This window comes from Spirulina major PCC 6313 (genome assembly GCF_001890765.1).
In the GTDB taxonomy this organism is placed as follows: Bacteria; Cyanobacteriota; Cyanobacteriia; order Cyanobacteriales; family Spirulinaceae; genus Spirulina; species Spirulina major.
The window spans coordinates 1,083,453-1,093,513 of the sequence record NZ_KV878783.1; the positions used below are offsets into that span (position 1 = coordinate 1,083,453).

The window sequence follows — 10,061 nt, forward strand, 5'->3', positions numbered from 1 at the left end:
GTTGTGGCGGTATGGATTGGAATTCCCAGGCAGTAGAGAGCAAGATTAGTCTGGCGTTTAAGCATTCAGACTTGCTGTTTTTGGCGTTGAGCCACCCGTCCTATGCTGAACAGATTCATGAGCCGGAACGGAATTACGAACGATTGATTTTTTTGGGGGATGCGATCGCAGCTTTGGCGATCGCGGACTATCTCTACGAGCATTGCCCCTATTTAAAAGTGTCTAACTATAAGGGCTTAACGGCCAAGCTCCTCGAAGGGGAACGGCTGACGAAAACCTGGATTAAGTTGGGTCTAGGGGATGATTATCCCTTCATGGTGGCGAAGGAACAGCGGCCCATTTTGGCGCAAAAAGTCCATAACCCCTTTGAGGAATCGATGCGGGCCTTGATTGGGGCGATTCATTGCGATCGCGGCTATCCCCAAACCCGGAACTGGCTGGTGAAACATTTAATCGCGCCGCTGTTGAAAAAATACCTCAAAGATGAAACCGAGCGGGCAGAACCGGACTTACAACAGCGGTTTTGGGGGCGAGCCTTGGTAACGGCCATCACTGCCGATTGGCTTTACCACACCCTCAACGAAGTTGAACCGAAATACCTCAACCGTTTCCACCGCACCCTAATCGGCAAACCCCAAGTCAAAGCCTACAAGGAAAAAAGCCTCACCGCTGGCAATGATACGGGCCTGAATTTGAACGAATTTATCGCCCAAACCTATCTCGCCCACAGCCACAACAACCGCAACGCCTACGGCACAACCTACGACTGGTTGATCACCACCTTTATTGATCAAGATGAAGTGTTGCGGGATGCCATCACCCAATTGCTGCGGGACGGCAAGCCCCAAAAATGGATCATCCGCAACGTCCTCGGCTACGCCAGCAAAGACTATCAAGCGGGGCGAGAACGGTTCTACGAAATTCTCGAAGAAGAAATGCCTACCGGGTCAAGCACTTAAGGCAAAAAATGCCCTGTACCCTCCTCCGTTAAGAAGACAGGGGATGTGCTGGGCTGCGATCGCTGCTCTAGAATCTGTTGCGTAATGCTACTGTCCGCCCGCGTGTAATGGTAGGTTTCCGGGCTTTTCACGGTTTCAACGGTAAAGCGATTTCCCGCCCGCTCCCACAGGTCGGCATCTTCGCCATAGAGAATGTCGTTAAAGCCCTGGAGGTCAAAAAACACCTGACGCTTTCCGAAAAAGGTGGGAGCGACGGCACAATCTTTGAGGTTAATTAACTGTTTTGGCTGGTAATAGTCCACCACAAAAATATTATCACCGGTATAGAGTCCACCTTGGATTAAATCAAGTTCTGGATGTGCTTTTAAATAAGCTAGGCGCGATTCGAGGTGATTTTTAGCATAGGTATCATCACTATCCAGAAACGTAATGTAATCCCCCAACGATGCAACAATGCCCGCATTTCTGGCGTAGGCTGCACCACGATTTTTATGTTTGAGATAGCGAATCGTGGGGAATTGCTCAAGATAGGGATTGATCACGTCGAAGGTGCGATCGCTGCTCCCATCATCCACAATGATTAATTCCCAATCCTGAAACGTCTGGGCAATCACACTCTCAATACATCGCGTCAGGTGTTCCGCTCGATTATAGGTGCAGATAATCACACTAATTTCCGGCTGAATATCAAAAAAAATTGAACTCATATTCATCTAATCCTAAAATTCAAAATATTCTCACTCCTCACTCCTCACTCCCCAATCATCGTTTCTGTGCAATCACACAAAGATCTTCAAGGGGGCGATTGTGGGTGAACGGAATTTCCGTCCAGGGGTCGAGGAGATCAAGGCGCTTGAAATTTTTCAAACTATCCACTTGGTTAAATTGATAAGCTAGCCCCGCATAGTCATAGCACCACTTATGAACCTGGCCGGGAATTTCTGCGGGGGCGTAGCCTGTTTGATGGGCGTGGATCGAAAAAATAAAGCTAGCGGGGGCATCGTCCGGGACTCTGAGTTTGGCATAGTCGGAGAAGAATTTCATGTAGCGGTAGCGGTTTAAATATCCGCTGACATGGATGCGCAAATCGGGGACGGTCATTAATAAATACCCGTCGGGTTTTAATAATTGGGCGCAAAACTGGAGCAGGGTTACACCATCTTCATATCCAAAATGTTCAAATACATGTTGCATCCGCACGAGATCGAATTGGCCAAAATTATCAGGGTTGAGGCGGTCTAAATGGTCTAAGTCTGCATAGAAATACTGCTCAGAAAATTCAGCCGAAATCGTATCCACAGGGAACATATTCATACACATAAATCCTTCAGAAAACGAGTCAGGAGTGCCGCCAATATCGAGCCAACGGGTGCGCCCGGTTTGGAGGAGATGCTGTTTGAGTTGACTGTTTCGACGGAGGCCACATTGTTGCAATGTGTTGAGCAGTTGATATTTGAGCCATGCGGCTTGTACGACCATAAATTGGCACTCCTGGGGATAAATGGGGGGGATTAGGCGAGGGATTGCCACAGGGCCGATCGCATCACATCCACGGGGACGGGTTGACCAAGCCATTGTTGCAGGGCGATCGCGCCTTGTTGGACGAGCATTTCTGTGCCGTCGATGATTGTCGCGCCGTGGGCTTGGGCGAGGGTGAGGAATTGGGTGGGGCGGGGGGTATAGATCAAGTCGTAGGCGATCGCCCCCGCTGGCAATTGGGTGATTAAGGCTGGATCAAGGGGCGATCGCTCCGTCTCTGGTTCCATGCCGACGGGGGTAGTGTTGATTAACAGCGTTGTGTGGGGGATCAGGGTGGGTAAGCTGTCCCAGGTGTAGACCTGCAAGTGATCCGCGAGGGGGGTGAGTTGCCAACTGGCATGGAACGCCGCCACTTTTTCAGGATCGCGCCCGACGACGTGAATCGCCGGGCAGCCCAATTCGGCACAGCCCGCCACCACGGCCCGACAGGCTCCACCATTGCCAAGAATGACCGGTGTGACCTTTGACCAGTCCCGATCTAAGGCCTGCAACGGGGCGATAAACCCCGCCGCATCGGTATTTGTGCCATGCCACGCTTCGCCATCCCGCCAGACGGTATTCACCGCGCCGATCTGTTGGGCGACGGGGGTAATTGTTGCCAGGAGGGGGATGATCGTTTGTTTGTGGGGGAGGGTGACGCTGAAGCCCCGCAGGCCGATCGCGGCGAGGCCGGGGAGGGCGATCGCAAGATGATCGGGGGCGATGGGCAGGGGGAGATAGATCAGATTTTGACCCAGGGCAGCGATCGCAGCATTGTGCATCGCGGGGGAGCGAGAATGCTCCACGGGATGGCCAATGACACCGAGAAGCTGTGTTTTACCATTGAGATGCTGCATAGAATTGACGGGAAACTGTGTCATAATCCTTCAAGCAGCATTGTATTGTAGAAAACTTCATGACATCTAGTGCCTCATCGGAGCAGGTTGGTAATTCGCGGCGACTTCTGGTCACAGGGGGCGCAGGGTTTATTGGTAGTAATTTTGTCTATCAGTGGAGCGAAACCTATCCGGATGATCGGATTGTGGTCTTGGATGCGCTGACCTATGCCGGACATCGGCAGACCTTGGCTCCGTTGGATGAAACCCCCAATTTTCGGTTTGTGCAAGGGAATATTTGCGATCGCGCCCTCCTAGAAAAACTCCTCGTCGAAGAACAGATCGACACGATCGCCCATTTTGCCGCCGAGTCCCATGTGGATCGCTCCATCCTCAGCCCGGACACCTTCATTCAAACCAACATCGTTGGTACATTTACCCTCCTCGATACCTTTCGCCTCCATTGGCAACGGGCCAAAGGGGCGGGGGTAAATTGCGATCGCTGGCTCTTTCTCCATGTGTCCACCGATGAAGTCTACGGCAGTTTAGGCGATCGTGACCCTGCGTTTTCAGAAACCAGCCTCTATTCTCCCAACAGCCCCTACGCCGCCTCCAAAGCCGGGAGCGATCACTTGGTGCATTCCTATCACCACACCTACGGCCTGCCCATAGTAATCAGCAACTGCTCCAACAACTACGGCCCCTACCATTTCCCCGAAAAACTGATCCCCCTCACTTGCATCAACATCCTCCTAGGCAAACCGATTCCGGTCTACGGCGATGGGAAAAATATCCGGGATTGGCTGTATGTAGAAGACCATTGCCGGGCCTTAGAAGTCTTAATTCGCAAAGGAAAACGCGGTCAGCATTACAACATTGGCGGCAATAATGAAGTGCGCAATATTGAATTGGTAAATATTCTCTGTCAATTGATGGACGAACTTGCCCCCAATCTGCCCGTGCGCCCCTCCCGCGAGTTGATCACGATGGTGAGCGATCGCCCCGGCCACGATCGCCGCTACGCCGTCAACGCCCGCAAACTCTCAATCCAACTCGGCTGGAGTCCCACCACCTCCATCGAAGACGGACTGCGGCAAACCGTGCGCTGGTATTTAGAGCATCCGGACTGGTGGCAGCCCTTGCTATCCTCGGACTATCAGCAGTTTTATCAACAACTTTATGGCAACGCCGCCGCCTCCTAGCCGGATTCCCCCTCAAGTTTTTCTCTGGATCGCCGTGCTGATTTTTGGCGCATCGGGAGCCGTCACCCGTCGCCTCAGCGAATTGGGGGCAAGTCTCGCCACGATGGGCCATAATCCGATTTCCCTCTGTAATGTGCTGTTTGTGGGCAATCTCTGCGCCTTGGGGGTGCTGCTTGTGTTGTATGGAAAAGAATTGCAACCCCAACGTTTAAGCCAATTAACGGGGGGCGATTGGGGTTTGTTAGCAGCGATCGCGCTGCTCTCCGGTGCGCTCGCGCCGGGTCTCGTCTTTGATGCCTTGGCAAATACGCCCGTGAATAATGTGATTTTGATTGGTCGCCTTGAGCCGCCGTTGGTTTTGGCGTTATCGGTGTGGGCGTTGGGGGAAGGGGTGAACCGTTGGCAGGTAATGGGGGCGGTGGTGTCCCTGGTGGGGATTGTGCTCACGGTGGCGTTGCAGGGGTTCGGCGGCGAAATGGCGGGGGTGGAGTTGAGCTTGGGGCGGGGGGAATTGTTTACAGCGATCGCGGCTGTGGCCGTAGCGATTTCCACCATTTTGACGAAAAAACAATCCTCACGGGTCACATTGGGGGTGAATAGCATCGTGCGCACTGCGATCGGCACGAGTTTATTTTTCCTCCTCGCCCTCATCCTCTACGGCCAAAACCATTTTATGGAACTGTTCACCCCGTTCCTCTGGCAATGGATGCTACTCTACGGCACGGTGATTGTCGTGGTGGGTCAATCGGCCTGGGTAGCTGGGCTACGGCAGAGCAGCGCCGCCACCGCCTCCCTCGTGGGTTCGTTCACCCCGATCGCCGGGATCATCGCCGCCTATTTAATTTTGGGAGAAGCGCCGACACCGCCCCAAATTATTGGAGGTGCGATCGTAATTGCGGGTTTGGTTCTCAGTCAAATCGGCACTCAAAAAAGTTTGCGCCGTGCCTCGAATTCTGAACCCCTCAGCCCCAGTGAAATCGAAGCCGAAATGGGCTTTCGCGGCGTTTAGCCTGGATGATTGATGACACTCAAAATCGCTGAGACAATCGATTCTAGCCAGTAGCGGACAAGATGCCCGCACCACGGCTCGGAACGCAGTACAACCGTAGTGCAGGCATCTTGCCTGCTTGATGAATAATTCAGGGTTAATAACTCAGCCGCTCAATTAGCCGTTGAAACGCTCTAACGTCAAGCGATAGCGGTACAGCGTCACGGGGCGATCGCCCGCCTGAAAATAATCCGGATCTTGGGGGGAGAGATAAATCGCCGTGACTTGCTCGGCCGTGATGCGATCGCGGCTCTCGTGATGATACGCCGTCGTCGTTTCCACCCGATTCACATACACCTGCCCACTGCGCCGCAACACCTGATTCGTCACCTCGCAGGTGAGGAATTGATCCGGCGTGGGGGGTTCTTGACGGCGGGCGGTGACGGTGTTGATCAGTTGGCTGCCGTCGCGGAAGGTGGTGGTTTGGCGGTTGGGATTGTGGGGATCGGTGCGGACTTGGGGGGCAGCAGCGGGGCCAAGATAGGCGATCGCAATTTCGCGGCCGTTAAAGGTGCGATCGGCCACGACCTGGGGCGCAAGGTTGAGGGGGAATGTGGTTAAAATTTGGGGCTGAAACCGAACTCGGAACCGCACGGGCTGATCAATCGCCTGACGATTTTGCTCGAATCCAGGGGTGACGATCTCCGGCGCGAACGGTGCGATCGCCTCCACCAACGGACTATTCACCGCCCAGGTTCCCGCCATCCAGTCTGGATAAATTAAGTCCCCCTGGGCAGGCTGTACCGGCGGCAGTGTTGTCCAGTCGGGATAGGCAGCGAGGCGATCGCCCAACGGACTCGCCCCGGCCGGAAGTGCGATCGCCCCCAGGACAATCAATCCCCACAATAGTTTGACGATCGCACCCATCGCTAGACCTGCACCAAACTCGGCACTGTGCATTGTTTCAGGTCTAACCCCTGCTCAAAAATCTGATCAATGGGCAACATTTCCCCCGTTGCCGTCATAAATTTATGGTCGGGCGTGGCGCGAATTGTGGAGCCATCTTCGAGGGTATATTCATAAACCTGCCGTTGGCCGCGATCGTGCCATTGGGCGATCGCTTGGGTATAAATAAAGCCATTGGCATCCACACTATACACCTGACAATTGATCTGCGCTTCGACAAGCTTACCAATAGGAACCGGCCCATATTCCACCGTTAAAACCAACGTGTCATAGGTCAAACAATATTCCGCAAACTTCACCATCTGATCAAATAGATGATCAGCAATCTGTTGTTTTACTCCGTTTTTTGTCGCCCCATCAATGAATAATTCCCGATGTTTTTTCATCTCGGAAATCTTCTTTTTCCCCATCGCCCGCCGCAAGAGATCCGCCTGCCCCAGAGAATACCCCGCCAAATCCTGCGCGGTTTTCATAATCTGTTCTTGATAGACCAAAATTCCATAGGTTTCATTGAGAATCGTCTCAAGCAAGGGGTGATCATATTTAATTTCTTCGCGGCCATGTTTGCGATCAATAAACATCGGAATCAAACCCGCATCCAACGGCCCCGGCCGATAGAGGGCCAAAATTGACGAAATATCTTCAATCCCCGACGGTTTCAAATCCCGGACAATCTGCCGCATCCCATCGGATTCCAATTGAAAAATCCCTTCTAAATTACCATCTCGAAACAGTTGATGGGTTTTTTGAATATCAGGGGGGAGTTTTTTAACGGTTCCCTTAGCGAGGATTTGGAGGGCGTGACGTTCATCCAGGGGTAATTGATCGAGGTCAATCGTCACACCGCGATTTTTCTGCACTAAATCCGCAGCTTTTTGCAGGGTGGTGAGATTTTTTAAGCCCAAAAAGTCCATTTTTAGCAATCCCATATTTTCCAATTCTTCCATGGAAAATTGAGTGATCACCGCGCCGTCGTTGTTGCGTTGGAGAGGCACAATTTCATCAAGGGGTTGTGACGAAATCACCACCCCGGCAGCGTGAACCCCGAAGGTTTTGTTTGTGCCTTCGATCCGCATCGCCATATCCACCCAATGCTGAATATGGGGATTATGATCGTAGAGGTCTTTGAATTCTTTGCAGGGGGTATCGTCGGAGACCATCACCTTTAGTTTGGTGGGTTTACCCCGCGATACGGGGATCAGTTTGGTCATGCGATCGCTTTCGGCATAGGGAATATCCAACACCCGCGCCACATCCTTCAACACCGCTTTGGAGGTCATGCGGTTAAAGGTGATAATCTGGGCGACGTTTTCTTTGCCGTATTTTTCCGTCACATATTCGATCACCTTATCCCGATTTTCAATGCAAAAATCGGTATCAATATCCGGCATCGATTTCCGTTCAGGATTGAGAAACCGCTCAAACAGTAAGCTATGGTGAATCGGGTCAATGTTGGTGATTTTCAAACAATAGGCAACCAAAGAACCCGCCGCCGACCCCCGCCCCGGCCCGACGGGAATATGATTATCCCGTGCGAATTTGATATAGTCCCAAACCACGAGGAAATAGGTGGCGAACCCCATCCGCTGCATCATTTTCAGTTCATATTCCAACCGCTCTTTATACACAGCGGGCAATTCTGAACGGCTGCGGCAGGAGAGGCGATCGCACAATCCTTGCCAGGTCACTGCTTCGAGATAACTATCGGCGGTGTGGCCAGCGGGGATCGGATAGTCGGGGATACGCGGCTCACCCAAAATTTTGTAAGGCTGGACTTTTTCGGCAATTTCTACAGTGGTGGCGAGGGCTTGATCAATGATCTCATCGCTGAGGTGGTCGCGAAAAAGTTGGCGCATTTCATCGGCGGATTTGAGGTATTCCGTGCCAGAATAGCGGAGGCGTTTTTCTTCGGTGATGAGTTTTCCCGTTTGGATACACAGGAGCGCATCATGGGCTTCCACATCATTACAGGAAATGAAATGAGAATCATTGGTGGCGACAACTTTAATCCCCAATTCCTGAGCAATTTTCACCATTTCCACATTCACGATCCGATCTTCAGCCGATCCGTGATCTTGAATTTCTAAATAGTAATCATCTCCAAATAAATCTTGATACCATTTCGCCACATTGCGGGCTTCATCGAGTTCATTTTTAAGGATACGCTGGGGCACTTCTCCCCCTAGGCAGGCACTGGTAACAATCAGCCCTTCATGATATTGCTCTAGCAGTTCTTTGTTAATACAAGGCCGGGAAAAAATGCCTTTACCTTGCATCCCATCAAGGTGGGAAATGGAGGTGAGTTTGACAAGGTTTTGATAGCCTTTTTTGTTTTTGGCAAGAACAACTTGATGGAAGCGTTTGTAGCGGGTTTTCTTGTCGGTAATGTCGCCGTTGATGACGTACATTTCATTCCCGATGATCGGTTTAATGCCTTTGCTGCGGGCGGTTTTGAGGAGTTCGATCGCGCCATACATCACGCCGTGATCGGTAATGGCGATCGCGGGCATTCCCAATTCCACGGCTTGATTCACCAAAGCGGGAACTTGGGATGCGCCATCAAGCAGGCTGTAATCGGTGTGGATGTGGAGGCCGATGAACATAGGGTCGAAGGAGAGGTGAGCGATCGCCCCAACGGGACGATGGTTGTAGTGTATCTCAGGGGGACGGGGGTCGGGCGGCGATCGCGGGGGAATTTTCACCGCATCTCGGCGATCGCGCCCTAGGCGATGGACACGAGCACGCCCCCCACAATCACGAAAATCGCCCCCAGCACGAGTTTAATTACGTCCACATTCTGCCATTCCAGAAAGATGATCAATGCCAAAAAGACAGCGATCAGGGTGTTCATGTTGTAGAGGGGGACGAGTTTGGCGAGGGGGGTTTTGTATTGGATCAAGCCGAGGGCAACGAAGCCCGTGCCCAGACCCCAGAGGATGCCGTACAGGGAGGAGGATGCGATCGCTGCCCCGGACGGTAACGCACCGGGCAACAGCCATTGAAACACGACCCCCACCACGGACACCATCACACCAATACAAATCAAATGCCCCCCGACGGACATCCCCGCGTTGGTGCTGACTTTCGCCAAAACCCCCGCTGTCCCATAACACAAAGCCGGAACCAGGCCGCCCACGAGCAGCCCCAAAACTTGAGGAGAAAGGGTCATAGCACCAGAAAATTAAAGGGTATTCGAGGGTTTATTATCACCAAGGAATGAGTCTAAAACTCCAGATTAAAGGGAGGCAGCACGAGGGAAGTCGATCGCCAGAGGAAGCGATCGCACTCCCGATCCGATTCTAGGAGGTGGGGGAGACAGAAGAGAGCGATCGCGCTGTTGCGGGCTAATTCTGGATCAATGGCTGTGGTGGGGAGGAGAGTCGAGGGGGTGGGAGAGAGCGATCGCGGCCCAATCGTGACCTCGGCAGCGATGACAATACCCTGGCCCCCTGCGCCGCCCGTACCGCCGGCACCCCCAGCCCCACCGCCACCGCCCCCCACACCACGACCGCCCCCCCCACCGCCGCCTCCGGTTCCGCCCTGTCCCCCGTTGCCCCCGGTTCCCTCTAGCCGCACCGATTCAGCGATGAGG

Annotated in this window: 10 protein-coding genes; 3 read left to right on the forward strand and 7 right to left on the reverse strand. The window is 52.9% G+C overall.

The window, feature by feature from the left end; all coding sequences use genetic code 11:
* Nucleotides 1–11 precede the first annotated feature (11 nt).
* On the forward strand, nucleotides 12–959 hold the full coding sequence (locus tag SPI6313_RS04735) for a ribonuclease III domain-containing protein (RefSeq protein WP_072619966.1): 948 nt from the start codon (nucleotides 12–14) through the stop codon (nucleotides 957–959).
* Here SPI6313_RS04735 and SPI6313_RS04740 read toward each other — a convergent pair.
* From SPI6313_RS04740 to SPI6313_RS04750, 3 genes are read right to left on the reverse strand one after another with little or no spacing between them, the layout of a single operon-like run.
* The gene (locus SPI6313_RS04740; protein WP_072619967.1) at nucleotides 956–1,666 is read right to left on the reverse strand and encodes a glycosyltransferase family 2 protein; all 711 of its coding nucleotides are present in this window, start codon (nucleotides 1,664–1,666) and stop codon (nucleotides 956–958) included. The two genes, SPI6313_RS04735 and SPI6313_RS04740, sit on opposite strands and share 4 nt — an antisense overlap.
* A gap of 55 nt (nucleotides 1,667–1,721) precedes the next feature.
* Nucleotides 1,722–2,438, reverse strand: coding sequence for a methyltransferase domain-containing protein (locus tag SPI6313_RS04745; RefSeq protein ID WP_175551070.1), 717 nt, complete (start codon nucleotides 2,436–2,438; stop codon nucleotides 1,722–1,724).
* A gap of 32 nt (nucleotides 2,439–2,470) precedes the next feature.
* The gene (locus SPI6313_RS04750; protein WP_072619969.1) at nucleotides 2,471–3,334 is read right to left on the reverse strand and encodes a shikimate dehydrogenase; all 864 of its coding nucleotides are present in this window, start codon (nucleotides 3,332–3,334) and stop codon (nucleotides 2,471–2,473) included.
* A 59-nt stretch (nucleotides 3,335–3,393) separates the two neighbouring features.
* On the opposite strand from SPI6313_RS04750, the gene rfbB reads away from it, so the two are divergent.
* Together rfbB and SPI6313_RS04760 are read left to right on the forward strand one after the other, a co-directional pair.
* Nucleotides 3,394–4,515: a dTDP-glucose 4,6-dehydratase gene (gene rfbB, locus SPI6313_RS04755; protein ID WP_072619970.1), complete on the forward strand. Its 1,122-nt coding sequence runs from the start codon at nucleotides 3,394–3,396 to the stop codon at nucleotides 4,513–4,515.
* A complete protein-coding gene (locus SPI6313_RS04760) occupies nucleotides 4,493–5,524 on the forward strand; it encodes a DMT family transporter (RefSeq protein ID WP_072619971.1) in 1,032 nt (343 codons plus the stop codon). Before rfbB ends, SPI6313_RS04760 begins: the two co-directional genes overlap by 23 nt.
* A gap of 156 nt (nucleotides 5,525–5,680) precedes the next feature.
* On the opposite strand, the gene SPI6313_RS04765 is transcribed toward SPI6313_RS04760, so the two are convergent.
* The 4 genes from SPI6313_RS04765 to SPI6313_RS23350 form a co-directional block, all read right to left on the reverse strand.
* Complete coding sequence (locus tag SPI6313_RS04765) at nucleotides 5,681–6,463, reverse strand: DUF6816 family protein (RefSeq protein ID WP_217650503.1); 783 nt, start codon at nucleotides 6,461–6,463, stop codon at nucleotides 5,681–5,683.
* Nucleotides 6,433–9,072: a DNA polymerase III subunit alpha gene (locus SPI6313_RS04770; protein ID WP_072619973.1), complete on the reverse strand. Its 2,640-nt coding sequence runs from the start codon at nucleotides 9,070–9,072 to the stop codon at nucleotides 6,433–6,435. The genes SPI6313_RS04765 and SPI6313_RS04770 overlap by 31 nt, the downstream gene beginning before the upstream one ends.
* Before the next feature lie 119 nt (nucleotides 9,073–9,191).
* A complete protein-coding gene (locus tag SPI6313_RS04775) occupies nucleotides 9,192–9,638 on the reverse strand; it encodes a hypothetical protein (protein WP_072619974.1) in 447 nt (148 codons plus the stop codon).
* 53 nt (nucleotides 9,639–9,691) lie between these two features.
* A partial coding sequence (locus SPI6313_RS23350; RefSeq protein ID WP_175551071.1) for a hypothetical protein occupies nucleotides 9,692–10,061 on the reverse strand: 370 nt, incomplete at its 5' end.

What these genes read in the sequence shown, in the direction of transcription:
- SPI6313_RS04735 (WP_072619966.1), top strand. Translation starts at nt 12, where the DNA reads ATGGATTGGAATTCCCAGGCAGTAGAGAGCAAGATTAGTCTGGCGTTT.
- SPI6313_RS04740 (WP_072619967.1), bottom strand. Translation starts at nt 1,666, where the DNA reads ATGAGTTCAATTTTTTTTGATATTCAGCCGGAAATTAGTGTGATTATC.
- SPI6313_RS04745 (WP_175551070.1), bottom strand. Translation starts at nt 2,438, where the DNA reads ATGGTCGTACAAGCCGCATGGCTCAAATATCAACTGCTCAACACATTG.
- SPI6313_RS04750 (WP_072619969.1), bottom strand. Translation starts at nt 3,334, where the DNA reads ATGCAGCATCTCAATGGTAAAACACAGCTTCTCGGTGTCATTGGCCAT.
- rfbB (WP_072619970.1), top strand. Translation starts at nt 3,394, where the DNA reads ATGACATCTAGTGCCTCATCGGAGCAGGTTGGTAATTCGCGGCGACTT.
- SPI6313_RS04760 (WP_072619971.1), top strand. Translation starts at nt 4,493, where the DNA reads ATGGCAACGCCGCCGCCTCCTAGCCGGATTCCCCCTCAAGTTTTTCTC.
- SPI6313_RS04765 (WP_217650503.1), bottom strand. Translation starts at nt 6,463, where the DNA reads ATGCACAGTGCCGAGTTTGGTGCAGGTCTAGCGATGGGTGCGATCGTC.
- SPI6313_RS04770 (WP_072619973.1), bottom strand. Translation starts at nt 9,072, where the DNA reads ATGTTCATCGGCCTCCACATCCACACCGATTACAGCCTGCTTGATGGC.
- SPI6313_RS04775 (WP_072619974.1), bottom strand. Translation starts at nt 9,638, where the DNA reads ATGACCCTTTCTCCTCAAGTTTTGGGGCTGCTCGTGGGCGGCCTGGTT.